The organism is Bradyrhizobium sp. LVM 105, assembly GCF_003957705.1.
Lineage (GTDB): Bacteria > Pseudomonadota > Alphaproteobacteria > Rhizobiales > Xanthobacteraceae > Bradyrhizobium > Bradyrhizobium frederickii.
Genome location: NZ_QZMV01000001.1, coordinates 205,815 through 232,399 on the forward strand (window position 1 = coordinate 205,815; position 26,585 = coordinate 232,399).

Sequence of the window (26,585 nt, forward strand, 5' to 3'; positions counted from 1 at the left end):
GGCGCCACGAATGCAAAAAAACTTCATGCGCGATTCAAAATCGCGTTCGTCGCAACTGACAGATTCAAAAAAATCGCTAGGTTCGAAAAAGGTGATTCGGAAAAAATTGCCGAGTGCGGAAGTCGTCTCGCGTTCGTTCACACTCGGAAACAATCGCGTCTTGATGCGCTACGCGCGCGTCGCGTTCGATCGCCTAGTGCCGCGTAATGTCTGCGTTTTCTTCCACATCCATCTGCTCGGGATGAATGATCCGCCATGGCGCGAGACGATGTGACGATTGCAGGATCGATGCGCGGGCTTTCCGCGCAGTCGGCAATTGTTGCCCGGCACTCGGCAAAAGTGACCGGCTAACACATTGAAAAACAACAAAAATTCTCCGCCTGGATCGTTTCGCCGGCCCGTTCAACGCCTGGAAGCCGTGTGGCAGGTGCGCCCCCGGCATTGTGGGTTGGAGGTTGCGGGATGAGTTACGCTGCTGATGTCATGGCGCCCGCCGAGGCGACGGTGCCGGCCGAAGCGACGGTGCCGATGATGCCGTCCGCGCCGCTCGCGCCGGACGGCGCGCCTGTCGCCGACGATGTCGTCTACGATGAAGACAGCGAGCTGCTCGACAAGCTCGCGACCGGCGATGAGGCCGCCTTCCGTATGCTTGTCGAGCGTCACATCGACCGCGCCTATGCAATCGCGCTGCGCATCGTCGGCAACGCGGCGGACGCCGAGGACGTGGTGCAGGACACCATGCTCAAGATCTGGAGCCATCGTGGGCGCTGGCAGCACGGCCGCGCCAAGTTCTCGACCTGGCTCTACCGCGTCATCTCCAATCGCTGCATCGATCTGCGCCGCAAGCCGCGCAACGAGAACGTCGACACCGTGCCGGAGGTCGCCGACGGCCAGCCCGGCGCGGTCGAGATCATCGAGCGCAACGAGCTGAACGACATGCTGGAACTGGCGATGCAGCGCCTGCCCGAGCAGCAGCGCATCGCAGTGATCTTCTCGTACCATGAGAACATGAGCAACGGCGAGATCGCCCAGGTGATGGACACGACGGTGGCTGCCGTCGAGTCGCTGCTCAAGCGCGGACGCCAGCAGCTTCGCCAGTTGCTGCGCAAGCACGAGCGCGACATCCGCACCGCGTTTACCGATTGCTAACCATAAAATCGCGCCAGCGAAAGTTTTCACGCCTGATCTTCTTGCGCTCCGTCGTTTGAGCGAACGGACGGGGCTGCGGTCCGCGTCGTCGTAAGTCGATTTCAACGATGCGGCACGCCATGCCCATCAGCACAGGAGCTTTCAATGCCCGCAATCAACACCAATACAGCGGCCAATGCCGCGGTTCGCTACCTCAATATCAACGCCGCGCAGGAGAGCAGCTCGCTCTCGAAGCTGTCGAGCGGATCGCGCATCACCTCGGCATCCGACGACGCCGCGGGCCTTGCGATCTCCACGCGCATCTCCTCGGACGTCACCACGCTTCAGCAGGCCGCGACCAACGCCTCGCAGGCGACCGCGATTCTCCAGACCGCCGACGGCGGCGCGTCGAACATCTCGGACATTCTCGCCCGTATGAAGTCGCTGGCGTCCGAATCCGCGTCGGGCACCGTGACCGACTCCAGTCGCGCCTATATCCAATCGGAATTCTCGCAACTCAACTCCGAAATCGACTCGATCGCGACCGGCACCCGGTATTCCGGCCAGAGCTTGCTCGATGGATCCAGCGTGTTCTCGTCCGGCGTGTCCGTGCTGGTCGGCTCGGACGGCTCTGACACGATCGACATCCAGTTGACCAGCCTGACAGCGTCCTCTCTTGCTGTCTCCACGCTCGACGTCAGCACTCAGTCCGGCGCGACATCGGCGCTCGATGCCATCGACACTGCGATCGACACCGTTTCCGCCGCGCGCGCCTCGATCGGCGCTCAGGAATCGCGGTTCAACTTCTCGTCGGATTCGATCTCGACCCAGACGCAGAACCTCCAGGCGGCAAACTCCGCGATCGAGGACGTCGACATCGCGGCCGAGCAATCCAAGCTGTCTTCGGCCGAGGTGAAGACACAGGCTGCCGTGTCGGCGCTCGCCGCGGCTAACCAGATGCCCCAGTACTTACTCCAGCTGCTGAGCTGATGATGATCCGGGCGGGCGGGCATGAGGCCGGCCCGCTCACTAACAGGGGATAGTCAACCAAAGTGGCCAGCGTCAGCTCAACCAGCAGCGCAAGCTCGGGTGTCACCGTCACCACGAGCGGGTCGACCAATTCGAGCAGTATCGACTGGTCAACGCTGATACAGTCGGCCGTGGACGCGAAGACCGCGCAGGCGGATACGATCTCGACCACGATCACGAACAACGAAGCCAAGATCTCGGCCTATCAGATGCTTCAGAGCGATCTGCAGACGCTGTATTCCGGCTTGTCGTCACTGTCCACCGCAGTGGTCAATTCGCTCTCCACCAGCGCATTCGCGACGCGCGCGGCGAGCATCAGCTCGACCGGAGACGTGAGTGCCTCCTCGGCGCTTTCCATGACGATCAAGAACGGGGCCGCGATCGGCGACCATACATTGACGATCAGTCAGCTCGCGGCCGCACAAAAGGTGGTCGGCACCTCGCAATCGAGCCAGACCGACGAGCTCGGCTATTCCGGCACGTTTTCCATCGGTTTGGACGGCGGGGCTACGTCCGATATCACCATCACCAGCACGATGTCGCTTCAGGACGTCGTCGATGCCATCAATGCCCAGATCTCGACGACCAACGTCCAGGCCTCAATCGTGCAGGTCTCCAGCACGTCCTTCCAGATGGTGCTGACAGGCACGGAGGATGCCGCCGACATCACTTATTCGAGCACGTCCGGCGACGATATCCTGAACAAGCTCGGCGTGACCGACAGCTCGGGCAGCTTCACCAACGTCATCCAGGAGGCGCAGTCGGCCGAATTCACGTTGGACGGCATCTCGATGACCCGCGACACCAACGATATCACCGACGTTCTCAGCGGGGTCACTTTCAGCTTGCTTCAGGCGACCCCGGACGGAACCTCGCTGAACATCAGTATCGAGACCGACACCAGCCAGATCCAATCGGCCCTGGAGACCTTCGTCACGAACTACAATGCGTTTCGCGACGAGGTCATCGCCCAGCAGGCGACCACGACCGATGGCACCGCAGATTCGAGCGCGGTCCTGTTCGGCGACGGAACCATGCGCAACATCATGGATGCGCTCCAGAACGCATTGAACAGCACCGTGGGCGGCATGACGATGGCCGATCTCGGCCTGTCCTTCAACGAGAAGAACGAACTGGAGCTCGATACCAGCACGCTGTCGGAGATCCTGAGCACCAACTTGAGCGGCGTGACCAAGCTGCTATCGGCGCAAACCACGACGTCGTCGAGCCAGCTCAGCGTCGTCAACACCGGGACGTCGCCGCAATCCTTCACCCTGGAATTGACCGTCGATTCCGACGGCAACCTGTCCTCGGCCTCTGTCGGCGGCGACTCCTCGCTGTTTACGGTCAGCGGCACCACGATCATCGGCGCGTCCGGCTCGATCTATGCCGGCATGGCCTTCACCTATACCGGCTCGACTTCGCAGTCGATCACGGTCACCTCGAGCACCGGGATTGCATCGCAGATCTACCAGCTTGCGAAGGACTATTCGTCATCGACCGGCGCGCTGCAAACGCAGATCACCAGCTTGACGACGCGCGACGATGAGCTCCAGCAGAAGGTCGATGACATCAACAGCGCCGCAGCGACGCTGCAGTCGCAGCTACAGACGCAGTACGCGAAATACCAAGCCGCGATCGAGAGTGCGAACAGCACGCTCGATTATCTCAAGGCCCTGCTCAACAGCTCGAGTGATTGATGATGCATAATCCGATGGCGTACATGGCCAACCAGGCCTATCGGGGGACGGCAACGACCGTGCCGCCGCTCAAGGCGGTCTCGATGCTGCTCGGCGGCACGATCATCTCTCTCCAGAGATCGCTCGCCGCCCAGGAGGCAAGGCGTTTCGAGGAAGGGCACGAGCACCTGATGAAGGCGACCGCGATCCTGCGTGGGCTCAGCCACAATCTCGATTTCGCCAAAGGCGGCGACGTGGCGGAGCGGCTGTTCCAGACCTACCACGCGATGATTCTGGCGAGCCACAAGGCCTATGGCCGTCCGCACGCTCGCCAAAGTTTCGGCCGCATCATCGCCGGGCTGACCGAACTGCGGGAGGCCTGGGAGTTCGTCGACGCGACCGTGCGGGGCGGCAAGCCTGGACCGGCCGATTCGGCCCGCAAGGGCTGAAGCTGCCTGCTCCTCCGCGACGGGGAAGGGCGGGCACCGGAACGGTCGCCGTTTCCACCGCTTTCCGTAGTGCTGCGGGCACATTTGGCGCGCGAAGCCGCTGAAATCCGGTTTCCGCCGCGCTTGCAATGCTTTATGACGGCCTGACCGAGGCGGGATCGGCGGGCGATGGACGTCACCGAGTTTGAGGAACTGATCGATCGGCTGGGCGAGGATATCTCCCTCTGGCCCGACGATCGGCGCTTGCCCGCCGAAGAGCTGCTGTCGCGATCGTCCGCCGCGCAAGCCCTGCTGGAACAGGCGCGCGCCCTGCGCCTCGCGCTCGCGGCACCGCCGGTGCGCGCGCCGGCGGGCCTCGCCGACCGCATCGTCGCTGCGGCCGCGAGAATGAAAGATGACGCCGCCGAGCCGCGCACCGAAGGCGAGACGGCGGGGAGCTGAGCGGCTCTGCTCTGAATCGTCGCTTCCTTCACCTCGCCCCCTTGCGGCAGGGCAATCGCATATGGGTTTTTGAAAGACCTGAGCGCGCGCCTCGCCCTTCGAGACGACCGCTTCGCGGTCCATCAGGGTGAGGCTAAGCGGCACCGGTGCCCGTTGAAACCAGCGAAGCGCATGCGGTCCTCATCCTGAGGGCCCGCCAACGGCGGGCGTCTCGAAGGATGGCCACAGGCGAGATCACTCCCATATGCGATTGCCCTGCCCCTTGCGGGGAGAGGTCGGATTGCATCGAAGATGCACTCCGGGTGAAAGGGACTCTCCACGAGTCCAACTGTCACCTCCCCCGTGGCGAGTCTCGCTCACCCCAACCCTCTCCGCGCGAGCGGGGCGAGGGAGTGCACTGCGACCGCCGCGCCAAATCAACTTGAACTCACTGCTCTTTTGAGACTTGCACACGGCAGATTTTGCCGTGTCGAAAGCCATTTCCGCAGGCGTGAATCGCCGCCTGAATCCGCGCGGCCGGCCGTTTCATCAGCACACAGATTTCAAGCGCCGCGAGCCGACACCGCTCGCCGGCAGCAAGAGAAGGCCGGAGTCTCCGATGACCGTTTCCGCCGTGAGTTCTGCAACGACTGCGACCACCACGACATCGTCGTCGTCAAGCACGTCGTCCAACTCGACGCTGACATCCAGCGATTTCCTGAGCATTCTGGTCAGCGAGCTGCAGAACCAGAATCCGCTGGATGCGACCTCGACCACCGACCTCGTCAATCAGCTCACGTCCTACGCCAATTTCACCTCGCAGCAGTCGATCAACTCCAACTTGTCGTCGCTGGCGAGTTCGTTCTCGAGCCTCGTGACGCTCAACTCGGTGAACTACATCGGCCACACTGTCGAGGCGAAGTCCGATACGGCGACCTTGAGCAACGGTTCGGCGACCTATGGCTACTCGCTGTCGTCGACCGCTTCGGACGTCTCGATCAGTATCTCGGATTCCTCCGGCAACGTCGTCTATACCGGCACCGGCACCGGCAACTCCGGTTCCAACAGCTTCACCTGGGACGGCAAGGACTCCAGCGGCAACCAGCTCTCCGACGGTGGCAAGTACAGCATCTCGGTGACGGCGACGGATACCGCCGGCAACTCGGTCCTCAATTACACGACCGTCACCGGCACGGTGACCGGCATCGACACCTCGACGTCCACGCCCTCGCTCACGGTGAACGGCGTCGCGGTCAGCGCCGCCAACATCCTCGGCGTCACATCCTGATCTCAAATCCTGATCTTCTCGGAGCTTCATCATGAGTCTCACCGGCGCATTGTCATCGGCGATCTCGGCGCTCAGCGCCCAGAGTCAGTCCCTGTCGATGATCAGCGACAACATCGCCAATTCCGACACGACCGCCTACAAGACGACGTCGGGAATGTTCGACGCGCTCGTGACCGCCTCCAGCAATACGACCTCCTACGCTTCTGGTGGCGTCACCGTCTCGGGCCGGGTCAACATTACCCAGCAGGGCCTGCTCGCCGCGACCTCCAACGCCACCGACGTCGCGATCCAGGGCTCGGGCTTCTTCGTGGTGACCGACGCCAAGTCGGGCGGCACGGTCGCCTACACCCGTAACGGCGCCTTCACCACCGACAATGCCGGCTATCTCCAGAACAACGGCTACTATCTCGAGGGATGGCGCACCGATGCCGATGGCAATGTCGTCGGCAGCGAGTCGGCGAGCAATCTCGAAGCCATCAACACCCAGGTCGCATCGACCAGCGGCAGCGCCACCACCACGACCACGATCGCTGCGAACCTGCCGTCGGACGCCGCGACGGGCGCCACCTACACCAGCTCGATGACGGTCTACGACTCGCTCGGCGCGGCGAATTCGATGCAGATCACCTGGAGCAAGACCGGTACCAATACCTGGAGCGCGAACTTCGCCAATCCGACCTCGGCGTCGGATACCACGACTGCGACCGGAACGGCCTCAGGCACGATCAACATCACCTTCAACAGCGACGGTTCGCTCGCCAGTACCAGCCCGAATCCGGCCACCGTCTCGATCACGGGCTGGACCGATGGTGCGGCGAACAGCACCATCACCATGAATCTCGGAACCGCCGGCAAGACCGACGGCCTCACGCAATATGCGTCGGGCGAAACCACGCCGTCGGTCAATGTCACTAGCATCGACTCGGACGGTCTGTCCTACGGCAAGCTGTCGAGCGTCTCGATCGGTGATGACGGCCTCGTCAACGCAACCTATTCCAACGGCCAGACCATCGCGATCTACAAGATCGCGGTGGCGACCTTCGCCGATCCGAGCGGACTCGCCGCCTCCAGCAATGGCATCTATTCAGCGACGGTGACGTCGGGCAATGCCGCGCTGCAGGGCTCCGGGGAGAACGGCGCGGGCACGATCTACGGCAGCGAGCTGGAATCATCGACCACCGACACCTCCAGCCAGTTCTCGGACATGATCTCGGCGCAGCAGGCCTATTCCGCTGCGTCCCAAATCATCTCCACCGTCAACGAGATGTACGACACCCTGATCTCGGCGATGAGGTGAGCGATGCGCGGTGAGCAAGCGAACGCCGTTGGGGAGGCGCTGCTGCGCCGGCTCAAGCGGCTGATGGCACGGGCCGCAACCGTCAAGGGCAGCGACCGCAAGCAGTTGCTCGTGCTGCTCGACGACGTGGAAACGACGCGGCGTGGCCTCGTGCGGGAAGCCGCGGAAATCGACGGTGAGATGAGGCAGACGACTGCCAGGACGGCCGCGATCGGCGCTTACCTGCGCAACTCGCAAGGCGGCCGCGGCAAACGGAATAACTAGAAGAAGGCGATGACCATGACTGTAGCCCAAGCCACAAGGACGAGCGCCGTGAACGGCGATGCCCGGATCAAGTTGCTGATCACGCTGATCGACACCCTGACTGCATTGATCGCGGAGGAGAACGCGGAGCTTGCAAAGGGCCTGCCGGCCTCGCGCCTGAAGCAGGTCGACGAGAAGAACAAGCTAGCGGAGATCTTCGAGCGAACCGTTGCCGAGTGCGCGGCAGGCACGACCAGCCTGACGGTGCGGGACCGGATCCTGCGCGAGCAGCTGCTGGAGCGGATCCTGAGGCTGCGGGCGGAGATGGACGAGAATCTGGTGCGTCTGCGCGCTGCGATCGAGGCGAGCAACCGCCGGATCGAGGCCGTCATGCAGGCGATCCGCGAGCAGATCGTCGCCGTTTCGCCCTACGGTGCATCCGGCCGCGTCGCTGCCGCCCGTGCAGTGTCCAGCGGCACCAGCCGCAGCGCCTGAAGGAACGGGGGAGGCCGCCGTGTCGCTCGATATCGCTCGATCGGTCGCTTTCAGCGGGCTGTCTGCGACGTCCGTGCAGATCAGCGTGACGTCGTCAAACATCTCGAACGCCGACACGACCGGCTATACCAGGAAGTCCGCGACCCAGTCGAGCAGCGTCACCAACGGCGTCGGCACCGGCGTCACGGTGACCGGCATCACCTCGACCGTCGACAAGCTGCTGTTGAAGTCGCTGGTCAGCGCGGATTCCGAGCTCGGCGCGGCCGACACCACCAACACCTACCTGACGTCGCTCCAGCAGCTCTACGGCTCGATCAGCAGCAGCGATGATTCCTCGTCCGGGACCTCGCTCGCCAACAGCATCGCCTCGCTGGAATCGGCGCTGTCGTCGCTGGCGAGCACGCCCAGCAGCGCCTCGCTGCAATCCAACGTCGTCAGCGCGCTCGACGACGTCGCGAGCCAGTTGCGGGAGACCTCCAGCGGGATCCAGAAGCTCCGGTCGGACGCCGATCAGGACATCGCGTCCTCGATCGACGACGTCAACGCGGACCTGCAGCAGATCGCGGATCTGAATACCCAGATCAAGCAGACGGCCGCCTCCGGCCAGTCCACCGCCGACCTCGAGGACCAGCGCAACACCGCGCTTCAGGACCTCGCCTCGAAGATGAACATCAATTACTTCACCGCTTCGAACGGCGACATACAGATCTACACCAAATCAGGCCAGGCACTGGTCGACAGTTCCGCGCATACGATCAACTATACGGCTGCGTCCAATGTGACGGCGTCAACGACGTACACCGGCGGCTCCTCGTCGAGCGGCTTCAGCGCGATCACCGTGAACGGGGTGGACATCACCTCCCAGATCACCGGTGGGGATATCGGCGCACTCATCACGCTCCGTGACGGCACTCTGCCGGACGCGCAGTCCCAGCTCGACCAGCTGGCGCAGCAGCTTGCGTCCGTGATGAACAACGTCTCGAACAGCGCCTCTTCGGTGCCGGCGCCGACCAGCCTGACGGGGACGACGGCCGTCACCAGCAGTTCTGCCCTGTCCGCCTCTGGCTCGGTGCGTATCGCGGCCACCGACCAGAGCGGCAACCTGGTCTCCTACGCCGATCTCGACCTGTCGTCCTACGCGACGGTCGGCGATCTCGTCACCGCCATCAACGGCATCTCCGGCTTGTCCGCCTCGATCGATTCGGATGGCCATCTCTCGATCACGGCGACCGGATCTGGCAACGGCGTCGCCATCAACGAGATGACGAGCTCGGTCGGAAGCTCCAGCGAGGGATTCTCCGAATATTTCGGCCTCAACGATCTGGTGACGGGAACGAGCGCTTCGGACATCGCAGTCAACAGCAAGATTCTGTCCGGCACGAACGAGCTCCAACTTGCGACGCTGGACTCGTCGTCGAGCCTGACTGTCGGAAGTTCGGTGCTGTCGTCCGGCTCCGCCACCGTGATCAATGCCTTCTACGATGCGTTGACGGCCTCGCAGACGTTTGCATCGACGGGCGGGCTTGCCGCCAGCACCGGGTCGCTCGCCGACTACGCCTCGGTCATCGTCTCCGACGTATCGAGCAAGGCTTCGCAGGCTTCCGCGGATTACACCGCCAAGGAGACCGCGCAGTCGACCTATGCGAATTCCCTGTCGTCGCAGTCCGGCGTCAATCTGGACGAGGAATCGGCCAATCTGAGCACGCTCCAGAACAAATATTCGGCAGCGTCGGCGCTGATCCAGGCCATCAACTCCATGTATTCGGCGCTGCTCACCGCCGTGCAGTCGACGTAAGGGAGTACGATTATGGTCGCGATGCGTGTGGCCACCTTCGCCCAGTCGAACAGAATGATCGCCGACGCCATGCGCGTGGAGTCGGTCATGGCCACCAAGCAGATCCAGGAATCGACGGGCGTCGTCTCGACGGATTTCGGCGGCTATGGCGCGGACGCGCAGCACGTCATCAACCTTCAAGTCTCGGTGACGCGCGCGCAATCCTATATCGACGCGGCTACGCTCGCCGGCAGCAAGGTCCAGGTGATGTATTCGGCGGTCGGCTCGGTGACCGACATCCTCACGCAGCTGCGCTCCCAGCTCAGCGCCGCCTCGACCGGGAGCTCGACCGAGGTGAACTCGGCGATCAGCTCAGCCCAGCAGATGCTGGAGCAGATGGGTTCGCTGATGAACACACAGTATGACGGCCAATACGTGTTTGCCGGCGGCAAGACCGACACGGCTCCGGTCGATCTCACGAGCTTTTCGTCTGGTACTGGTTCGACCACGACTGCGGACACCAGCTACTACAATGGCGACAGCGAGATCGCCTCGGTACGGGTTGCCGCCAATGAAACCGTGTCTTACGGCGTCACCGCGGATAATTCGGCGTTCGAGGAGGTGATGCGCGTCCTGAAGTTTGTGGCCAACAGCACGACGCTGTCGTCTGCGGACATCACCAGCGCGCTGGATCTCGCCAGCACGGCGCTCGACGACACCGCCGCCGTGCAGGCAAAGCTCTCCGGCGCCGCGTCATCGATCGAGACCGCGAGCGCTCGCCAGGCCGACTACAAGGGTTATGCGGAGACCTTGTCGAATGACCTGACCAGCGTCGACGTCGCCGCCATTACGGCGCAGCTTTCGACTTACGAGACGCAACTCACGGCGTCCTATTCTGCTCTCGGGAAGATCCTGAGCATCAATCTCGCGAGCTACCTGAAATAGCTCAGCCTATTCGGCGGCGATCCGCTCCATCGCCATGGCGCGCAGCCTGGCGCGCTGGATCTTGATGCCGTTGGCGCTGTCGGTGACGGGAAAGGCGTCCACGAAGTAGATTCGCGTCGGTACCTTGTAGGCTGCGAGCCGCTCGCGCAGATGCGCGATCAACCTCTCCTGCATCGGCGGCTCCCTGGCGGGGATCACGAACGCGACGCAACGCGCCTGGCCCTTCAGATCGACCGCAACCACCTGGGCATCGCTCACGCCGGCACAGGATTTGAGCTCATCCTCGATCTCGCCGGGCGCGACCAGGAAGCCGCCGAGCCGCATGGCATCGCCGGCGCGCGTCTCGTAGACGAAGGAGCCGTCGCCGCGCAGCCGGCCGATGTCGCCGGTGCGGAAGAAGCCGTCCGCGGTGATCGCCTCGCGCGTCGCATCCGGGTTGTGGAAATAGCCAAGGAAGCGTGACGGCGCGCTGATCTCGATCTCGCCGGATACGCCGCTGGCCGCAAGCTCGCCGGTCTCGGTGTCGCGCACGCGCACTCTTGCGTCGGGTGACATCGGCCAGCCGCCGCCCTCGATGCGATCGGCGAAGGCATCGCCGGGTCGGGCGATCGCGAACAGGGCCTGGACCTCGCTCGACCCGTAGAGCCCGAACAGCGGCAGGCCGCGCGTTTCGGCCTCCGCGGCAAGCTCGCGCCAGCCGGGCTGGAACGCGGCGAAGCCGCAGACTTCCAGATGCGGGAACGGGCGCGGCGCATCGGTGAGGGCGAGAATGCGCCGGAACATCTCGTCGGAGCCGAAGGCGTGCGTGATGCCGTGCCCGCGGAGGATCTCGAGTGCCGGTGCCGCCTCGAAGGCATCAAGCACATGAATGGTTGCACCGGCCGCGACGAAGCCGAGCAGGCTCGTCATGCCGAACGTGCCGCAGAACGGCAGCATGGCCAGCAGCGAATGGCGCTGCGCATCAAGCCGAAGCGCCTTGGCGACGGCGATGGCATGGCCCGCCAGCGTCCGCTGCGAATGCGCCACCAGCTTCGGTCCCTTGGTGGTGCCCGACGTGGTGTAGAGCAGCACCGGCAGGTCGATGTCGTCCTCGGCCGGCGGAGCGGGCGGATAGGACCTGTCGAAGGCATCGAAGCGCACGCAGGGCCAATGCGCCGGGATCGCATCCGCGCCGACCACCGCGAGCCGTTGCAGCGCGGGGATGTCGTGTTCGGCGATCCCGGCAAGGATCGCGGCAAAGTCGATCGTGCGGAATGCGGCCTCCATCACCATCAGCCGGGCGCCGGACAAGCGAAGCAGATGCGCGACTTCCGCACTCCGGTAGCGCGTATTGACGGCGGCGACGATCGCACCGCATCGGGCGGCGGCGAACAGCAGGGCGATCCATTCGATCCGGTTGACCAGCCAGACCGCGACGACGTCCCCCTTGCCGATGCCTTGCGCTGTCAGCCAGGCGGCGGTCTGCTCTATTTTTTCTGCGAACTCCGCACGCGAGACCGGCGTGCCATCGAATACGAAGGCGGGATCGGCGGCGGCCTCGGCCCGGACCAGCGATTGCAGCGATAACGCATTGGCACTCATGGCAACCGGAGTAACCCGATCGTGCAGACCTGTCTACTTGGTGCCGAACATCCGGTCGCCGGCATCGCCCAGGCCCGGCACGATGTAGCCGTGATCGTTGAGCCGCTCGTCGATCGCGGCGGTCCAGATCGGCACGTCGGGATGCTCGCTCTGGAATTGCGCGATGCCCTCGGGCGCGGCCAGAAGGCACACGAAGCGGATGTCGCGGGCGCCGCGGGCCTTGAGCAGGGAGGCGCCGGCACAGGCCGAGTTGCCGGTCGCCAACATCGGGTCCATCAGGATCACGGTACGGTCGGACAGGTCCTGCGGTGCCTTGAAGTAATATTCCACGGCCTGCAATGTGTCGGGGTCGCGGTAGAGCCCGATATGGGCGATGCGCGCCGAGGGCATCAGCGCCAGCATGCCGTCGAGGAAACCGACACCGGCGCGCAGGATCGGCGCCAGCGTGAGCTTCTTGCCGGCGATCTTGGGCGCCCGCATCGGCGCGATCGGCGTCTCGATCTCGACCAGCTCAAGCGGCAAATCGCGCGTCACCTCGTAGCAGAGCAGCATCCCGATCTCGTTCAGGATCTCGCGAAAGCTCTTGGTCGAGCGGTCCTTCTCCCGCATCAGGGAGAGCTTGTGCTGGACCAGGGGGTGGGCGACGACATTGACGTTGCTGGTGCTCATGAAAACGCTCTACACGTTTCCCAGGAGTTGCGCCAGATCGGCCGGGTCTTTTCCGCGGGGGCAGGTGGGTCGCCGCGTCGCGGCGACGGTCGCCAAGCTCGCGGCGGAGTGCGGCTCGACCGCCGACCTCTTGCGCGCCCATGCGAGGCTGCTTTCAGGCTGGATGCAGGGCTCCGGCTTTCGCAACGGCTGCCCGATCACGACCGTGCTGCTCGAGCTCGCGCCGCGCGAACGGGCCATGTCGGAGGTCGGTCGCAAGGCCTATGCGGCGCGACTATCCATTTGCCCGCGTAGAGCGTACCCGCCGGCCGATTGAGGTCACGGCGGGCGAGCTGGCACGGCTGATCGAAGCGGAGCGGATGAGCTAGACTCCAAGCCCGCGCGCCACCAGCGTGATCACGAGCGTCAGGATGCCGCCCCAGACCAAGCTCAGCGTCATCGTCAGAATGGTCACTGTGACCGCCTGCTCCAGAGTTCCCCTGAAGGGCTGCATGCTAGCCGTCCGAGGCCGGATTCGCACTGACGCGCATTCCGAGCAGTAATGCGCCCATCAATGCGACCATGATGATGATCTTGAGCTCGACCATGTCGTTACCTCGCAAGGCGCGCCAGGCGCCACTTCACCCAGCTCAGCGGTCGCGCCGCCAGCGCGACCAGCGGATTGCCCTTGTTCTCGACATCAAGCTCGAAAGTCTCGGCCGGAAACACCAGCGCGCATCGTGCCGGAGCGCTCCGCCGATTGGCGAAATCGATCGCGGAGCTCCTGAACAGGAAGAGACCGCCGGAGCGGCCCCGCGCCTCGCGGGCCACCCAGAGCCCGGCACGGTTGCGTCCGATGAAGAAAGCGGGAATGGCGGCGCTGACGACATCGGGATCGAGCGGCCTGAGTGCCGTCGCCGCGCCGATCTCAGGCGCCATCGGTCGCGATTCCGGCAGGCGGTGAACGGCTTGAAAGGCGATCGCGGCCATGGCGGCCTCCTCATGCATCTGCAAGGTCATGACGCCTGCCGTGCGGGTCAGGCGGGGAGATGCCAGACATAAATTGCGGTTCTCAGCGCGATCAGCGCGGTGAGCACGCTGCCCATCGAGAGCAGGCCGAGCGCTTGGAGCGCGATGCGCTTGAGCTGAGCCTTGCGCGCCTCCGAGATGCGTATCGTGCGTTCGGCCGCGAACGGCCGGTCAAAACCATGTGTCAGGATCGACATCGCGGAAGTCCTTGTCCTGGGCGCAGCGAGACGCCGCGCCAATCCGCCGCTGATGATGTCCATCGTCACGTAGGATTGCGAGATGAGCGCCGGCGCGCCCGCATAGGAATTTCATAAAGATACCGATCCCCCGCCGGCAGCCCTCTGAAGACATCCGTCCCGCGTCACGGCAAAGCGCAGCAGCGCCAGCTTCCAGGCATGGAATAGCCTGTCAGATCCATCGACCGGATTGAGCATGCAAGTACGACGGCCTCGGCGCCTCAGGCTCCGACGCCGTCGATCAATTCTTCGTCGGCGACCGCAGCGAATGCGTGGACCACGCCTCGCTGCGCGGCTGCGTCCAGCGGCACGATCGGAAGCCGCGTCGCGGTCGACATGAGGCCAAGGATGCTGAGTGCATATTTGAGCGCGGCCGGACTTTCCCTGGACAGGCAGGCGACGAGCGGGATCAGGCGCTTGTGCAGATAACGGGCGGATTGCAGCCGGCCCTGCCTGAGATGCGAGAAGATCGTGCGGCAGAGATCCGGCGCGATGTTGGCGACTTCCGAGATCGCGCCGTCGCCGCCGTCCGCTATGAATCCGAACGTGGTGGTGTCGTCGCCGGAGAGAAGCCGAAAATTTGCCGGCAAGTTGCGGGACAGCCGCATCGGACGGGTGATGTCACCGCTCCCATCGCGCAGGCCGACGAACTGGCGCGACTCGACCAGACGCAGAAGCGTCTCGTCGGCGAGCGGGCGCAGCGTGCGGGAAGGATTGTCGTGCAGGATCACGGGCAGTCCGGTCGCACCGGCGATGGTGCGGAAATGCGCGAGCATGCCTTCCTGCATCGGCTTGTTGTAGGCAGGCACGACCGACATGACGGCATCGGCGCCGGCCGCTTCCGCGCGCCGCGCAAGCTTGACGGCGCGGCTGGTTGCGTTGGATACCGCGCCCGCGATGACCCGAACGCGGCCGCGAGCGACGTCGACCGCGGTGCGAATGACGAGCTCCTGCTCGGCCGGCGAAAGCGTCGGTGCTTCCCCGGCCGTCTCGCAGACCACGATGGCGGGCACGCCGGCCGCGACCTGTCGCTCGCACAGTGCGGCGAATGCCTTGAGATCGATCGCATCTGCCGCGTCGAACGGGGTCGGCAGATCCGGAATGAATCCGGTGAACCAGGCAGCGGGAGGGACCAGCATGATTTTCCCCTGTTGGCGCTTGCTCAGGCGGCGCGCTGCGCGACGATGGTATTGGGGCTCTTGCCCATGTCGAGCTCGATCTCGCGCGGCAGCTCGACGATTGTTTCCGGATGCTGTCCGTTCTCGAACAGCGCATATTTGATCGCCTGGGCGCGGCTGACGAACAGGCCGCCATAGAGGCCGTTCTGCTCCTGAGCGACCCATTGTCCCCGGCGATTGCGGCCGATGAAGACGATGGTCGAAAGCGAGCGGCACGAGGGAGGTTCGACGAGTTTCACGGGTTTGATCCTTCTGAACGACGCCGGCTTCGGACGCAGGTCCTCTCCGGCGTGCTCAATATCCTCAGTCGCGAATATGATTTCGAGGGCGGGTGCGCAGCGATCTCATAGGAAGATCATAAAGCCGGATTATTGACGACGTGGACCAGCGCGAACAGCGCGCCGAAGGCGACAGCCTCGTCCCAATGATTGAGCGCAGCCCCGAACAGCGGCTCCCGCCTGACGAGGCTGGCGAGCGCGCACAGGATGATCGACATCCAGAGCAGGACGGCGAGGCTCCGGCCGAAGCCGACGCTGCCGAATGCCGCAAAGCCCATGAGCAGCGCGAGGCGGACGGCGAAACGCGCGATCACGCGCGCCGGGCTCAGCATGCGCGGCATGTCCGGAGCTTGCGGCATGGTGTCTCTCCGACGGGCGGGTCTAGAGCGGAGTGGCTTTAGGTTGAACCGATCGCCGCAGGGGCGTTCACCTCTCCCGCAAGGGGGAGAGGGAGTGCACCTCCATCATCGGGGCAATCAGGCCTCATCGCATCATGCTTTAGCTGAAATTGTCGCAGGCGACCGGCTCATAGAGCGGATCCGGGACGGGACGAACGGAAGGAACACTCGGCCGCGATAGGTCAACCGCCAGCGCCCGGACGTCGAGGAACGCCGACAGCAGCGCAAGCGCGAGGTCGGCATGGCGCGCCTCGACCGCGGCGTCCAGCCAGTCCGGCAGCTCTCGCTCGCGCGAGAGCGCGCAATGCCACTCGCCCTCGTCATAGGCGATGCGGCGAACCTGCCACACCGGCAGCTCCAGCTCCATCAGCGCCAGCGCCGCATCGGCCCATGCCTCGGCGTCGATCAAGCGCGTGAGACGCGCCGTACGCTCGTTCTGGCCGAGCGAGGGGATGCGCCGGCAGGCCGTTTCGATGATCTCGATCATCAACGGTCGCGTCATCGCCTGCGCATTGCGCAAGCGGTCGCCGAGTGATGGCGGATCGTAGCGTCGGAGAGCAGCGGTCATGTCAGGCCTCCTGGAGTTGGCGTCGGTCAGTCGGCCGGCTTCTCCAAGATGGCCCGGAGGGCATTTGAAAACGAGATAGGGATCGGGCGAGAGATATAGGGATTTCATAAGTGCACGGAGTCTTCCGTCCAGGCGCGCCGGATCTTCGACTGTCATCTCCGCCGAAGGTGGGGGCTTATAGAAGAAGGGCATTTTGAAAAGACCTTGGCCACGGCTTGCTGTAACCACGATTGCGAGAGCGATGGTGGGCCGCGCCGCTGCGCGGCCGGCCTGGAACGACCGCCTGGAATGCATTGCCGGCGTCACGTCGCCGCCGGTCATGGCGAGCCGCCCTTTATGAGATTCCTATAACGTCGCCATAGGCTCCATCTCGAAAACCTATGTGCGCGGTGGCAAGTCAGCGCAGTGAAGTTCCCGGCCGCGCCGCCTTCGATCGCAGCAAGCGGCCCGCCGGAATCCGGAGACGGGCTATGCCGGAAACGTCTCAACTGAGGAGTATCGTCATGATGGACCTTCTGATGCTGGCGCTGGGCTTCGGCTTCTTCGCGCTCGCGATCGGCTACACCTACGCCTGCGAACGGCTGTGACGGAGCGGGCCATGATCTTCGACTATACGCTCGCCGGCGCCGTCTCGTTCGGCCTCCTGCTCTATCTCACCTACGCGCTGCTGCGGCCCGAACGGTTCTGACCCGTGCTGCTGCTCGTCGAATTGTTGCTGGCGGACGCTGTGCTCGTCGCTTGCCTGCTTTCGGTGCTCCTGCCGCTTCTGCGTCGGGAACCAGGCCTGAAGGGTTGATTCCATGACTGTGATCGGTTGGCTCCAGATCATTCTCTTTTGCGTCATTATCGTCGCGCTGACCAAGCCGCTCGGCTGGTACATGACGCGCGTGTTTGACGGCGACCCCACCTTCCTGTCGCCCGTCCTGCGTCCGATCGAGGCCGGCATCTATTGGATTTCCGGTGTCGACGAGAAGCGCGAGCAGCACTGGCTGACCTACACGGTCGCCATGCTGCTATTCCATGTCGGCGGCTTCCTCATCATCTACGGCGTGATGCGGCTCCAGGCCGTGCTGCCGTTCAATCCGGCCGGACAGGGCGCCGTCGCCGAAGATCTGTCCTTCAACACTGCGGTCTCCTTCATCACCAACACCAACTGGCAGAACTACGGCGGCGAGAGCACGCTGTCCTATCTGACCCAGATGGTCGGCCTGACGCACCAGAACTTCCTGTCGGCGGCGACGGGCATCGTGCTCGCGGTGGCGCTGATCCGCGGCTTTGCCCGCGCCTCGGCTCGTACGGTCGGCAATTTCTGGGTCGATGTGACTCGCTGCACGCTCTACATCCTGCTGCCGATCTGCATCGTCTACACACTGTTCCTGGTGTGGCAGGGCATGCCGCAGACGCTCGGGGCCTATGTCGAGGCCACCACGCTCGAAGGCGCCAAGCAGACCATTGCGGTCGGCCCGGTCGCCTCGCAGGTCGCGATCAAGATGCTGGGCACCAATGGCGGCGGCTTCTTCAATGCCAACGCCGCGCATCCCTTCGAAAATCCCACCGCGCTGTCGAACTTCGTGCAGATGCTGTCGATCTTCGCGCTCGGTGCCGCGCTCACCAACGTGTTCGGCCGCATGGTCGGCAACCAGCGCCAAGGCTGGGCGATCCTCGCCGTGATGGGCCTGCTGTTCATTGCCGGCGTCGGCGTCTGCTATTGGGCCGAAGCCAACGGCACCTCGACCATGCACGCGCTGGGCCTGACCGGCGGCAACATGGAAGGCAAGGAGGTCCGCTTCGGCATCGTCGCGTCCTCGCTGTTCGCCGTGATCACCACGGCCGCCTCCTGCGGTGCGGTCAACGCCATGCACGACAGCTTCACCGCGCTCGGCGGCATGATCCCGCTGATCAACATGCAGCTCGGCGAGATCATCGTCGGCGGCGTCGGCGCCGGCATGTACGGCATGCTGCTGTTCGTCGTCCTCGCGATCTTCGTTGCCGGCCTGATGGTCGGCCGCACCCCCGAATATGTCGGCAAGAAGATCGAGGCGCGCGAGGTCAAGATGGCGATGCTCGCCATTCTCGTCCTGCCGCTGATGATTCTCGGTTGGACCGCCGTCGGCGTGGTCTATCCGGCGGCAGTCGCCTCCATGGCGAATGCCGGACCGCACGGCTTCACCGAAGTGCTGTACGCCTTCACCTCGGGGACGGCCAACAACGGCTCGGCCTTCGCCGGCCTCACCGGCAACACCTTCTTCTACAATCTCACGCTCGCCAGCGCGATGTTCGTCGGTCGCTTCTTCATGATCGTGCCGGCGATGGCGATCGCGGGCTCGCTCGCGGCGAAGAAATCGATCCCTCCGTCGATGGGCACGTTCCCGACCACCGGTGGCCTGTTCGTAGGCCTCGTCGTCGGCGTCATCCTGATCATGGGCGGTCTGACGTTCTTCCCGGCGCTCGCCCTCGGCCCCATCGTCGAGCATCTCGCGATGAACGCCGGCAACCTGTTCTGATCCAGCTCTTTCGGAGTGACCTCCATGGAATCCGTCCATAAACCCAACAAGCGCATGCCGGTGTCGGCGATGCTGGATCCCAGGATCGTGATGCCGGCGATCGGCGCGGCTTTCGCCAAGCTCGATCCGCGCGCCATGATCAAGAACCCGGTCATGTTCGTGGTCGAGATCGTCGCTGCGTTGACTACGGTGATCTTCCTGCGCGATCTCCTGACCGGGGGAGAAAATCTCGGATTCACCTTCCAGATCATCCTCTGGCTGTGGTTCACCGTGCTGTTCGCCAACCTCGCTGAAGCAGTGGCCGAGGGCCGGGGCAAGGCGCAGGCCGAGACGCTGCGCAAGACCCGCACCGAGAGCCAGGCCAAGCTCCTGAGCGGCGCGAGCCGCGATTACAAGCTCGTATCGGGCACGAGCCTGAAGGTCGGCGATCTCGTGCTGGTCGAGGCGGGCGACACCATCCCCTCCGACGGCGAGGTGGTCGAGGGCGTCGCCTCCGTCAACGAGGCTGCCATCACCGGCGAGTCCGCGCCCGTGATCCGCGAATCCGGCGGCGACCGTTCGGCGGTGACCGGCGGCACCCAGGTGCTGTCGGACTGGATCCGCGTCCGCATCACAGCGGCCCAGGGCTCGACCTTTATCGATCGCATGATCAAGCTGGTCGAGGGCGCCGAGCGGCAGAAGACGCCGAACGAGATTGCGCTCAACATTCTGCTCGCCGGCCTCACCATCATCTTCGTGTTCGCTACCATGACCATCCCGAGCTACGCGGCCTATGCCGGCGGCTCGATCTCGGTGGTCGTGCTGGTCGCGTTGTTCGTGACGTTGATCCCGACCACGATCGGGGCGCTGCTCTCGGCGATCGGCATCGCCGGCATGGACCGCCTGGTGCGCTTCAACGTGCTGGCGATGTCCGGCCGCGCCGTCGAGGCCGCCGGCGACGTCGACACGCTGTTGCTCGACAAGACCGGCACCATCACGCTCGGCAACCGGCAGGCCACTGCCTTCCGTCCGGTGCGCGGTGTGACCGAGCAGGAGTTGGCCGACGCCGCCCAGCTCGCCTCGCTCGCCGACGAGACCCCGGAAGGCCGCTCCATCGTCGTGCTGGCCAAGGAGAAGTACGGTATCCGCGGCCGCGACATGGCCGAATTGGGTGCTACTTTCATCCCATTCACCGCGCAGACCCGTATGAGCGGCGTTGATGCCGGCGGCTCGTCGGTGCGCAAGGGTGCGGTTGATGCCATGCTGAACTATGTCGGCGGCGGCGCGCCGACCGCGGTCGCTTCCGGCAACGCCGCGCGGGCGTTGCAGCCTGCCGCGCTTTCCGAGCTCGGCCGCGAGATCCAGGCCATTGCCGATGACGTGTCGAAGTCGGGCGGCACGCCGCTGGCTGTCGCCAGGGACGGCAAGCTGCTCGGAATCGTCCAGCTCAAGGACATCGTCAAGGGCGGCATTCGCGAGCGCTTCGCAGAACTGCGTCGCATGGGCATCCGCACCATCATGATCACCGGCGACAATCCGATGACGGCGGCCGCGATCGCGGCGGAGGCCGGCGTCGACGACTTCCTGGCGCAGGCCACCCCGGAGGACAAGCTCAAGCTGATCCGCGACGAGCAGGCCAAGGGCAAGCTGGTCGCCATGTGCGGCGACGGCACCAACGACGCGCCGGCGCTCGCCCAGGCCGACGTCGGTGTCGCCATGAATACCGGCACCCAGGCCGCCCGCGAGGCCGGCAACATGGTCGACCTCGACTCCAACCCGACCAAGCTGATCGAGGTGGTCGAGATCGGCAAGCAGCTGTTGATGACGCGCGGCGCGCTGACCACGTTCTCGATCGCCAACGACGTCGCCAAGTACTTTGCGATCATTCCGGCGATGTTCCTGGCGTTCTACCCGCAGCTCAACGTGCTCAACGTCATGAACCTGTCGAGCCCGCAGAGCGCCATCCTGTCGGCGATCATCTTCAACGCGCTGATCATCATCGCGCTGATCCCGCTCGCGCTGAAGGGCGTCGCCTATCGCGCGGTCGGTGCCGGTGCGTTGCTCCGGCGCAACCTCTTGGTCTACGGGCTCGGCGGCATCGTCATTCCCTTCATCGGCATCAAGGCGATCGATCTCGTCGTGACTGCCTTGCACTTGGCATAACGCCGTCATTGCGAGGTGCGAAGCGACGAAGCAATCCGGACTGCCTCCCAAGAACGCCCCTGGATTGCTTCGCTTCGCTCGCAATGACGAAAGAAAGGAAAACTTCAGATGCTTAGAGAAATCCGCCCCGCCATCGTCCTCTTGCTGGCGCTCACCGCCATCACCGGCCTTGCCTATCCGCTCGCGATGACCGCCATTGCCGGCACGTTGTTTCCCGTGCAGGCGCAGGGCAGCCTTATCGAGAAGGACGGCAACGTGATCGGCTCCGCCCTGATCGGGCAGGAATTCAAGGACGACAAGTACTTCCATGGCCGTCTCTCGGCGACGCTTGCGCCGGACCCGAATGATTCGACCAAGACGGTGTCGTCCCCCTACAACGCCGCCAATTCGGGCGGCTCCAACCTCGGCCCGACCAGCAAGGCGCTGGCCGACCGGCTCAAGGAAGATGTGGACAAGCTCAGGGGCGAGAATCCGAACGCGGCCGTGCCGGTCGACCTGGTGACGACCTCGGCCAGCGGCCTCGACCCTGATATCTCGCCGGAAGCGGCGCAATTCCAGGTGCCGCGCGTGGCAAAGGCGCGGAATCTGCCTGAGGATCAGGTCAAGCAACTCGTGACCGCCAACACCGAAGGCCGTCTGCTCGGCCTGCTCGGCGAACCCAGGGTTAACGTTCTAGCGCTGAATCTCGCGCTCGATCGCATGGCCGCGAAGTAGCAGTCTAGGCTCGCGGCGCGCAGATGATTATATTGCCGAGATGGTCCGAGAGCGCCGCGATCCCGAACAACGTCCCTCTCCCGAAGCGCTGCTGGAAGCCGCGCGCCGGGAGGAGAGTGCGAGCGGCAAGCTGAAGATCTTCGTCGGCGCCGCTCCCGGCGTCGGCAAGACCTACGAGATGCTGCAAAGCGCCCATGCCAAGCGCAAGGCCGGCATCGATGTCGTCGTTGGGTTCGTCGAAACCCATGGCCGCGCCGAGACCGAGGCGCTGGTGCGCGGCCTCGAAGTGATCCCGCGCAAGAGGCTGGAGTACCGTGGCCAGATTGTCGAGGAGATGGATCTCGATGCGGTGATCGCGCGCCGGCCGCAGATTGCGCTCGTCGACGAGCTCGCCCACACCAACGCGCCCCTTTGCCGCCATCCCAAGCGCTATCTCGACGTCGAGGAATTGCTGTCCCACGGCATCGACGTCTACACCGCCGTCAACATCCAGCACATCGAGAGCCTGAACGACGTCGTCGCCCAGATCACCCATGTTCGGGTCCGTGAGACCGTGCCGGATTCGGTATTCGACCGCGCCGACGCGATCGAGCTGATCGACCTGACGCCAGACGATCTGATCCAGCGCCTGAAGGAGGGCAAGGTCTATGTGCCCAAGCAGGCCGAGCGGGCGCTGGAGCATTATTTCTCGCCGGGCAATCTCACCGCGCTGCGTGAGCTCGCGCTGCGGCGCACCGCCGAGCGGGTCGACGAGCAGCTGCTCACCCACATGCAGGCCAATGCCATTGCCGGTCCCTGGGCTGCGGGCGAGCGCATCCTGGTCTGCGTCAGCGAGGATCCACGCGCCGCTGGCCTCGTGCGCTACACCAAGCGCCTGGCCGACCGGCTGCATGCGCCGTTCACCGCGCTCTCGATCGAGACGCGGCGCTCGCTGCAATTGTCCGACCAGGAGCGTGACCGGCTGGCCGATACGCTACGACTGGCGGAATCGCTTGGCGGCGAGGCGCTGACGATTCCCGCGGTCGGCCGCCGTATCGCCGATGACGTCGTCAATTTCGCGCAAGGCAATAACGTCACCCAGATCGTGATCGGCAAGTCGACGCGCTCGCGCTGGTTCGAGATGACGCGCGGCTCGGTCGTGCACGACCTGGTGCGCCGCGCCGGCAACATTACCGTCCACGTCATCGCCGGCGACGAGATGCCCGGCGAGGCCGCGCCCAAGACTGCGGTGCAGACCGCCGCGCGGTCGGAGCCGTTCGATCCGCTGCCCTATCTGAAGGCGCTCGGGATCGTGCTGATCGGCCTCGGCGCTGCCGAGTTGATCCAGCCCCGTTTCGGCATCGAGAACGTCGATCTCGTGCTGCTGACGGCGGTGGTCGCGGTTGCCGTGCGCTATGGCCTATGGCCGTCGCTGCTGGCGACAGTCGCCGCCTCGCTGTCCTACAATTTCTTCTTCCTGCCGCCGATCTACACCTTCACGATCACCGACCCGACCAACGTCGCCGCCTTCGTGCTGTTTATGGTGGTGGCGATGATCGTCTCCAATGTCGCCGCGCGCGTGCGCACCCAGGCCGACGCCGCCATCGGCCGGATCAGGATGACCGAGCAGCTCTACGCTTTCAGCCGCAAGCTCGCCGGCACCGCGACGCTCGACGACGTGCTGTGGGCGACGGCTTACCAGATCGCGTTGATGCTGAAGGTCCGGGTCGTGCTTCTGCTGCCGGAAGAAGGCTTGCTCACGGTGAAATCCGGCTACCCGCCCGAAGATGACCTCGACCAGGCCGATCTCGCCGCGGCCAATTGGGCCTGGAGCAACGACCGCCCCGCCGGTCGTGGCTCGGATACGTTGCCGGGTGCAAAGCGGCTGTTCCTGCCGATGCGGACCGGGCGCGGCCCGATCGGTGTCATCGGCATCGACAACGACCGCACCGGCCCGCTGCTGACGCCGGACCAGCGCCGTCTGCTCGATGCGCTGGTCGACCAGGGCGCGCTCGCGATCGAGCGCGTGCTGCTGGTCGAGGATATGGACCGGGTCAAGCGCACCGTCGAATCCGAGCGGCTGCGCTCGGCGCTCCTGACCTCGATCTCGCACGATCTGAAGACGCCGCTTGCCTCGGTGCTGGGAGCGGCCTCGACCATGCGCGATCTTGCCGGGGCCTTGTCCGACACCGAGAAGCGCGACCTGCTGGCCACCGTCATCGACGAATCCGAGCGGCTCAACCGGTTCATCGCCAATCTGCTCGACATGACCAAGCTCGAATCCGGCGCCATCGTCCCCAACTCCGCGCTGCACGATCTCGGCGAGATCGTCGGCAGCGCGCTGCGGCGCGCAGCCAAGATCCTCAACGGCCACAAGGTCGAGCTGGTGCTGGCTGCCGATCTGCCGATGCTCCAGCTCGATGCCGTGCTGTTCGAGCAGGTGCTGTTCAACCTGCTCGACAATGCCGCCAAATATTCGCCGCCCGACACGACGGTCTCGATCCGCGGCCGGCGCGACCGCGATCATGTCGTGCTCGAGATCGTGGACGAGGGGGCGGGGATTCCGCCCGACGAACTCGACAGTGTGTTCGACAAGTTCTACCGCGTGCAGAAGGGCGATCATGTCCGTCCCGGCACCGGGCTCGGCCTCGCCATCTCCCGCGGTTTCGTCGAAGCGATGCGCGGCACGATCTCGGCCGCCAACCGCAGCGACCGGCGCGGCGCTGTCCTTACCGTCCGTCTTCCCGTTCCGGCAGAGAGCCGCACATTGGATACCGCCGCATGAACGCTGCGCCGATCAAGGTCCTGGTCATCGACGACGAGCCGCCGATCCGCAAATTGCTGCGGATGGGGCTGACGACGCAAGGCTACGAAATCCTGGAGGCGTCGAACGGCAAGGTCGCACTGGAGAAGCTCGAGGAAGCGCCGGCGCTGATCATTCTCGATCTCGGCCTGCCCGACATTCAGGGGCATGAACTGCTGCGCACCATCCGCGCCCGCGACGAGGGGGTGCCGATCGTGGTGCTGTCGAGCCGGGGCGACGAGGCCGGCAAGGTGCAGGCGCTCGATCTCGGCGCCGACGATTATCTGACCAAGCCGTTCGGCATGGACGAGCTGTTGGCCCGCCTGCGCGCCGCGCTGCGCCACCAGCTCCAGGTCAAGGGCGAACGCCCGGTGTTCCGCACCGGAGATCTCTCGGTCGATCTCGTCCGCCGCATCGTCAAGGTCGGCGACCGCGAGGTGAAGCTGTCGCCGAAGGAGTATGACCTGTTGCGCGTGCTGGTTCAGCATGCCGGCAAGGTGCTCACGCACAGGTTCCTGCTGAAGGAGCTCTGGGACGAACTGACCGACGCGCAATATCTGCGCGTCTATGTCCGCCAACTCCGCCAGAAGATCGAAGCAGATCCGGAACGGCCGCAATACGTGCTGACGGAAACGGGGATCGGGTATCGGCTGAAGGCGGGGGATTGACGTTCCACGGACCCGTAGGGTGGGCAAAGGCGCAAAGCGCCGTGCCCACCATCTTTCAGTGATTCCAAAGAGAGAAGACGTGGGCACGCTTCGCTTTGCCTACCCTACGATGTCTGTCATTCCAGGGCGCGCGTCAGCGCGAGCCCGGAATCCATTTCTCCGCCCGTCACGCGTGGCATGATGGATTCCGGTTTCGATGCTGACGCATCGCCCCGGAATGACGAGCTACCCCACCTTCCGATGCCTTGCCGTCGACCGGTGCGCCTTCTTCGCGGCGCGATGTCGCCCGGTCGCACGGCGCGCATGAGATTTCGCTGCCGCCTTCTTGCCGCCGCGTCCCTTCAGGCTCTGCTTCAGCGCGTCCATCAGACTGACGACGTTGCTGGGGCGCTCCTCGGGCTCGGGCAGCTCGATCGTCTTGCCGCTGGCCTTGCGCTTCACCAGCGCCTTCAGCGCGGTCTCGTATTCGTCCTTGAACTTGCCGGGGTCGAAATGCGCCGCCTTGGTGCGCAGGATGTGGCCGGCGAGCTCGACCATGTCCTTGGTGATCTTCGGGCTCTTGATGTCGTCGAAGAACTGGTCCTCGTCGCGCAGCTCGTAAGGAAAGCGCAGCGTGGTGCCGAGCAGGCCTTTGCCGAACGGCTCGATCGCGATGATATGCTCGCGGTTGGTGAGCACGATCTTGGCGAGCGCCACGCGGTCCTGGTCCTTCATGGCGTCGCGGATCACCGCGAAGGCGTCGACCGCGGCCTTGCCGTCGGGCGCGATGTAATAGGGATGGTTGAGATAGCGCTGGTCGATCTCCTCGCTCGGCACGAAGCTCTCGATGTCGATGGTGTGGTTGCTCTCGATCTGGACCGCCTCGAGCTCCTCCGGCTCGATCTCGACGTACTTGCCCTTGCGCAGTTCGTAGCCGCGGCCTTTCTGGTCGCTCTCGACGACGTCGCCGGTCTCGGAATCGATCATCTGCTGCTTGAGCCGGTTCCCCGTCTCGCGGTTGATCAGGTGAAACCGCGTCTTCTCCGCCGCCGTGGTCGCGGGGTAGAGCACGACCGGGCAGCTGACCAGCGACAGCTTCAACGTTCCCTTCCAATAGGCGCGCGGGGCCATTC

The 26,585-nt window shown here is 64.6% G+C and carries 29 protein-coding genes; 19 read left to right on the top strand and 10 right to left on the bottom strand.

Going from position 1 to position 26,585, the window contains the following annotated elements; translation table 11 throughout:
* Nucleotides 1-10 precede the first annotated feature (10 nt).
* The 12 genes from D6B98_RS39645 (at nucleotide 11) to D6B98_RS01075 (ending at nucleotide 10,747) form a co-directional block, all read left to right on the top strand.
* Nucleotides 11-274, top strand: a complete 264-nt coding sequence (locus D6B98_RS39645; protein WP_164718307.1) for a hypothetical protein — start codon at nucleotides 11-13, stop codon at nucleotides 272-274.
* Between the two features lie 188 nt (nucleotides 275-462).
* Complete coding sequence (locus tag D6B98_RS01025; RefSeq protein ID WP_126255096.1) at nucleotides 463-1,149, top strand: RNA polymerase sigma factor; 687 nt, start codon at nucleotides 463-465, stop codon at nucleotides 1,147-1,149.
* A 144-nt stretch (nucleotides 1,150-1,293) separates the two neighbouring features.
* Nucleotides 1,294-2,118, top strand: coding sequence for a flagellin (locus tag D6B98_RS01030; RefSeq protein ID WP_126255097.1), 825 nt, complete (start codon nucleotides 1,294-1,296; stop codon nucleotides 2,116-2,118).
* Between the two features lie 62 nt (nucleotides 2,119-2,180).
* The gene (gene fliD / locus D6B98_RS01035; protein ID WP_126255098.1) at nucleotides 2,181-3,857 is read left to right on the top strand and encodes a flagellar filament capping protein FliD; all 1,677 of its coding nucleotides are present in this window, start codon (nucleotides 2,181-2,183) and stop codon (nucleotides 3,855-3,857) included.
* Nucleotides 3,857-4,285 (top strand): flagellar export chaperone FliS, encoded by a 429-nt coding sequence (locus D6B98_RS01040; RefSeq protein WP_164718308.1) that lies wholly within the window; start codon nucleotides 3,857-3,859, stop codon nucleotides 4,283-4,285. The genes fliD and D6B98_RS01040 overlap by 1 nt, the downstream gene beginning before the upstream one ends.
* Nucleotides 4,286-4,453: 168 nt before the next feature.
* Complete coding sequence (locus D6B98_RS01045; protein ID WP_126255100.1) at nucleotides 4,454-4,726, top strand: hypothetical protein; 273 nt, start codon at nucleotides 4,454-4,456, stop codon at nucleotides 4,724-4,726.
* 598 nt (nucleotides 4,727-5,324) lie between these two features.
* Nucleotides 5,325-5,993 (top strand): flagellar hook assembly protein FlgD, encoded by a 669-nt coding sequence (locus D6B98_RS01050; RefSeq protein ID WP_126255101.1) that lies wholly within the window; start codon nucleotides 5,325-5,327, stop codon nucleotides 5,991-5,993.
* Between the two features lie 31 nt (nucleotides 5,994-6,024).
* Complete coding sequence (gene flgE, locus D6B98_RS01055) at nucleotides 6,025-7,290, top strand: flagellar hook protein FlgE (protein ID WP_126255102.1); 1,266 nt, start codon at nucleotides 6,025-6,027, stop codon at nucleotides 7,288-7,290.
* 3 nt (nucleotides 7,291-7,293) lie between these two features.
* A complete protein-coding gene (locus D6B98_RS01060; RefSeq protein ID WP_126255103.1) occupies nucleotides 7,294-7,554 on the top strand; it encodes a hypothetical protein in 261 nt (86 codons plus the stop codon).
* 9 nt (nucleotides 7,555-7,563) lie between these two features.
* The gene (locus D6B98_RS01065; protein ID WP_126255104.1) at nucleotides 7,564-8,028 is read left to right on the top strand and encodes a flagellar protein FlgN; all 465 of its coding nucleotides are present in this window, start codon (nucleotides 7,564-7,566) and stop codon (nucleotides 8,026-8,028) included.
* Nucleotides 8,029-8,047: 19 nt separating this feature from the next.
* Nucleotides 8,048-9,823 (top strand): flagellar hook-associated protein FlgK, encoded by a 1,776-nt coding sequence (gene flgK, locus D6B98_RS01070; RefSeq protein ID WP_126255105.1) that lies wholly within the window; start codon nucleotides 8,048-8,050, stop codon nucleotides 9,821-9,823.
* Between the two features lie 12 nt (nucleotides 9,824-9,835).
* Entirely contained in the window at nucleotides 9,836-10,747 is a 912-nt protein-coding gene (locus tag D6B98_RS01075; RefSeq protein ID WP_126255106.1) for a flagellin, read from the top strand.
* Between the two features lie 6 nt (nucleotides 10,748-10,753).
* On the opposite strand, the gene D6B98_RS01080 is transcribed toward D6B98_RS01075, so the two are convergent.
* Both D6B98_RS01080 and upp read right to left on the bottom strand, forming a co-directional pair.
* Nucleotides 10,754-12,328, bottom strand: a complete 1,575-nt coding sequence (locus D6B98_RS01080) for an AMP-binding protein (RefSeq protein WP_126255107.1) — start codon at nucleotides 12,326-12,328, stop codon at nucleotides 10,754-10,756.
* Nucleotides 12,329-12,361: 33 nt separating this feature from the next.
* Nucleotides 12,362-12,997, bottom strand: coding sequence for a uracil phosphoribosyltransferase (gene upp, locus D6B98_RS01085; RefSeq protein ID WP_126255108.1), 636 nt, complete (start codon nucleotides 12,995-12,997; stop codon nucleotides 12,362-12,364).
* Between the two features lie 64 nt (nucleotides 12,998-13,061).
* Here upp and D6B98_RS40470 point away from each other — a divergent pair, with 64 nt between their 5' ends.
* Complete coding sequence (locus D6B98_RS40470; protein WP_205680431.1) at nucleotides 13,062-13,313, top strand: hypothetical protein; 252 nt, start codon at nucleotides 13,062-13,064, stop codon at nucleotides 13,311-13,313.
* 48 nt (nucleotides 13,314-13,361) lie between these two features.
* Here D6B98_RS40470 and D6B98_RS41360 read toward each other — a convergent pair whose 3' ends face one another.
* The 7 genes from D6B98_RS41360 to D6B98_RS01120 all read right to left on the bottom strand — a co-directional run bounded on the left by D6B98_RS41360 (nucleotide 13,362) and on the right by D6B98_RS01120 (nucleotide 16,663).
* Nucleotides 13,362-13,490, bottom strand: a complete 129-nt coding sequence (locus D6B98_RS41360) for a hypothetical protein (protein ID WP_283810144.1) — start codon at nucleotides 13,488-13,490, stop codon at nucleotides 13,362-13,364.
* Between the two features lie 98 nt (nucleotides 13,491-13,588).
* On the bottom strand, nucleotides 13,589-13,966 hold the full coding sequence (locus tag D6B98_RS01095; protein ID WP_502699875.1) for a hypothetical protein: 378 nt from the start codon (nucleotides 13,964-13,966) through the stop codon (nucleotides 13,589-13,591).
* A gap of 47 nt (nucleotides 13,967-14,013) precedes the next feature.
* The gene (locus D6B98_RS01100) at nucleotides 14,014-14,202 is read right to left on the bottom strand and encodes a hypothetical protein (protein WP_126255110.1); all 189 of its coding nucleotides are present in this window, start codon (nucleotides 14,200-14,202) and stop codon (nucleotides 14,014-14,016) included.
* A 260-nt stretch (nucleotides 14,203-14,462) separates the two neighbouring features.
* On the bottom strand, nucleotides 14,463-15,380 hold the full coding sequence (gene dapA, locus D6B98_RS01105; RefSeq protein ID WP_126255111.1) for a 4-hydroxy-tetrahydrodipicolinate synthase: 918 nt from the start codon (nucleotides 15,378-15,380) through the stop codon (nucleotides 14,463-14,465).
* Between the two features lie 23 nt (nucleotides 15,381-15,403).
* Nucleotides 15,404-15,658 carry a hypothetical protein gene (locus D6B98_RS01110; RefSeq protein WP_164718309.1) on the bottom strand — a complete coding sequence of 85 codons (255 nt, stop codon included), beginning with the start codon at nucleotides 15,656-15,658 and terminating at the stop codon, nucleotides 15,404-15,406.
* Between the two features lie 116 nt (nucleotides 15,659-15,774).
* Nucleotides 15,775-16,056: a hypothetical protein gene (locus D6B98_RS01115; protein ID WP_164718310.1), complete on the bottom strand. Its 282-nt coding sequence runs from the start codon at nucleotides 16,054-16,056 to the stop codon at nucleotides 15,775-15,777.
* A 139-nt stretch (nucleotides 16,057-16,195) separates the two neighbouring features.
* Nucleotides 16,196-16,663: a hypothetical protein gene (locus tag D6B98_RS01120; protein ID WP_164718311.1), complete on the bottom strand. Its 468-nt coding sequence runs from the start codon at nucleotides 16,661-16,663 to the stop codon at nucleotides 16,196-16,198.
* Between the two features lie 598 nt (nucleotides 16,664-17,261).
* Here D6B98_RS01120 and D6B98_RS01130 point away from each other — a divergent pair.
* The 6 genes from D6B98_RS01130 (at nucleotide 17,262) to D6B98_RS01155 (ending at nucleotide 25,473) form a co-directional block, all read left to right on the top strand.
* Complete coding sequence (locus D6B98_RS01130; RefSeq protein ID WP_126255114.1) at nucleotides 17,262-17,351, top strand: K(+)-transporting ATPase subunit F; 90 nt, start codon at nucleotides 17,262-17,264, stop codon at nucleotides 17,349-17,351.
* 112 nt (nucleotides 17,352-17,463) lie between these two features.
* On the top strand, nucleotides 17,464-19,167 hold the full coding sequence (gene kdpA, locus D6B98_RS01135) for a potassium-transporting ATPase subunit KdpA (protein ID WP_126255115.1): 1,704 nt from the start codon (nucleotides 17,464-17,466) through the stop codon (nucleotides 19,165-19,167).
* A 24-nt stretch (nucleotides 19,168-19,191) separates the two neighbouring features.
* On the top strand, nucleotides 19,192-21,309 hold the full coding sequence (gene kdpB, locus D6B98_RS01140) for a potassium-transporting ATPase subunit KdpB (RefSeq protein ID WP_126255116.1): 2,118 nt from the start codon (nucleotides 19,192-19,194) through the stop codon (nucleotides 21,307-21,309).
* Between the two features lie 108 nt (nucleotides 21,310-21,417).
* Entirely contained in the window at nucleotides 21,418-22,023 is a 606-nt protein-coding gene (locus D6B98_RS01145) for a K(+)-transporting ATPase subunit C (protein WP_126255117.1), read from the top strand.
* Nucleotides 22,024-22,063: 40 nt separating this feature from the next.
* A complete protein-coding gene (locus D6B98_RS01150; RefSeq protein ID WP_126255118.1) occupies nucleotides 22,064-24,787 on the top strand; it encodes a DUF4118 domain-containing protein in 2,724 nt (907 codons plus the stop codon).
* The gene (locus D6B98_RS01155) at nucleotides 24,784-25,473 is read left to right on the top strand and encodes a response regulator (RefSeq protein WP_126255119.1); all 690 of its coding nucleotides are present in this window, start codon (nucleotides 24,784-24,786) and stop codon (nucleotides 25,471-25,473) included. Before D6B98_RS01150 ends, D6B98_RS01155 begins: the two co-directional genes overlap by 4 nt.
* A gap of 225 nt (nucleotides 25,474-25,698) precedes the next feature.
* On the opposite strand, the gene ku is transcribed toward D6B98_RS01155, so the two are convergent.
* A complete protein-coding gene (gene ku / locus D6B98_RS01160) occupies nucleotides 25,699-26,583 on the bottom strand; it encodes a non-homologous end joining protein Ku (protein ID WP_126255120.1) in 885 nt (294 codons plus the stop codon).
* Nucleotides 26,584-26,585 lie beyond the last annotated feature (2 nt).

What these genes read in the sequence shown, in the direction of transcription:
- D6B98_RS39645 (WP_164718307.1), top strand. Translation starts at nt 11, where the DNA reads ATGCAAAAAAACTTCATGCGCGATTCAAAATCGCGTTCGTCGCAACTG.
- D6B98_RS01025 (WP_126255096.1), top strand. Translation starts at nt 463, where the DNA reads ATGAGTTACGCTGCTGATGTCATGGCGCCCGCCGAGGCGACGGTGCCG.
- D6B98_RS01030 (WP_126255097.1), top strand. Translation starts at nt 1,294, where the DNA reads ATGCCCGCAATCAACACCAATACAGCGGCCAATGCCGCGGTTCGCTAC.
- D6B98_RS01040 (WP_164718308.1), top strand. Translation starts at nt 3,857, where the DNA reads ATGATGCATAATCCGATGGCGTACATGGCCAACCAGGCCTATCGGGGG.
- D6B98_RS01045 (WP_126255100.1), top strand. Translation starts at nt 4,454, where the DNA reads ATGGACGTCACCGAGTTTGAGGAACTGATCGATCGGCTGGGCGAGGAT.
- D6B98_RS01050 (WP_126255101.1), top strand. Translation starts at nt 5,325, where the DNA reads ATGACCGTTTCCGCCGTGAGTTCTGCAACGACTGCGACCACCACGACA.
- flgE (WP_126255102.1), top strand. Translation starts at nt 6,025, where the DNA reads ATGAGTCTCACCGGCGCATTGTCATCGGCGATCTCGGCGCTCAGCGCC.
- D6B98_RS01060 (WP_126255103.1), top strand. Translation starts at nt 7,294, where the DNA reads ATGCGCGGTGAGCAAGCGAACGCCGTTGGGGAGGCGCTGCTGCGCCGG.
- D6B98_RS01065 (WP_126255104.1), top strand. Translation starts at nt 7,564, where the DNA reads ATGACCATGACTGTAGCCCAAGCCACAAGGACGAGCGCCGTGAACGGC.
- D6B98_RS01075 (WP_126255106.1), top strand. Translation starts at nt 9,836, where the DNA reads ATGGTCGCGATGCGTGTGGCCACCTTCGCCCAGTCGAACAGAATGATC.
- D6B98_RS01080 (WP_126255107.1), bottom strand. Translation starts at nt 12,328, where the DNA reads ATGAGTGCCAATGCGTTATCGCTGCAATCGCTGGTCCGGGCCGAGGCC.
- upp (WP_126255108.1), bottom strand. Translation starts at nt 12,997, where the DNA reads ATGAGCACCAGCAACGTCAATGTCGTCGCCCACCCCCTGGTCCAGCAC.
- D6B98_RS41360 (WP_283810144.1), bottom strand. Translation starts at nt 13,490, where the DNA reads ATGCAGCCCTTCAGGGGAACTCTGGAGCAGGCGGTCACAGTGACCATT.
- D6B98_RS01095 (WP_502699875.1), bottom strand. Translation starts at nt 13,966, where the DNA reads ATGGCCGCGATCGCCTTTCAAGCCGTTCACCGCCTGCCGGAATCGCGA.
- D6B98_RS01100 (WP_126255110.1), bottom strand. Translation starts at nt 14,202, where the DNA reads ATGTCGATCCTGACACATGGTTTTGACCGGCCGTTCGCGGCCGAACGC.
- dapA (WP_126255111.1), bottom strand. Translation starts at nt 15,380, where the DNA reads ATGCTGGTCCCTCCCGCTGCCTGGTTCACCGGATTCATTCCGGATCTG.
- D6B98_RS01115 (WP_164718310.1), bottom strand. Translation starts at nt 16,056, where the DNA reads ATGCCGCAAGCTCCGGACATGCCGCGCATGCTGAGCCCGGCGCGCGTG.
- D6B98_RS01120 (WP_164718311.1), bottom strand. Translation starts at nt 16,663, where the DNA reads ATGACCGCTGCTCTCCGACGCTACGATCCGCCATCACTCGGCGACCGC.
- D6B98_RS01130 (WP_126255114.1), top strand. Translation starts at nt 17,262, where the DNA reads ATGATCTTCGACTATACGCTCGCCGGCGCCGTCTCGTTCGGCCTCCTG.
- kdpA (WP_126255115.1), top strand. Translation starts at nt 17,464, where the DNA reads ATGACTGTGATCGGTTGGCTCCAGATCATTCTCTTTTGCGTCATTATC.
- kdpB (WP_126255116.1), top strand. Translation starts at nt 19,192, where the DNA reads ATGGAATCCGTCCATAAACCCAACAAGCGCATGCCGGTGTCGGCGATG.
- D6B98_RS01145 (WP_126255117.1), top strand. Translation starts at nt 21,418, where the DNA reads ATGCTTAGAGAAATCCGCCCCGCCATCGTCCTCTTGCTGGCGCTCACC.
- D6B98_RS01150 (WP_126255118.1), top strand. Translation starts at nt 22,064, where the DNA reads ATGGTCCGAGAGCGCCGCGATCCCGAACAACGTCCCTCTCCCGAAGCG.
- D6B98_RS01155 (WP_126255119.1), top strand. Translation starts at nt 24,784, where the DNA reads ATGAACGCTGCGCCGATCAAGGTCCTGGTCATCGACGACGAGCCGCCG.
- ku (WP_126255120.1), bottom strand. Translation starts at nt 26,583, where the DNA reads ATGGCCCCGCGCGCCTATTGGAAGGGAACGTTGAAGCTGTCGCTGGTC.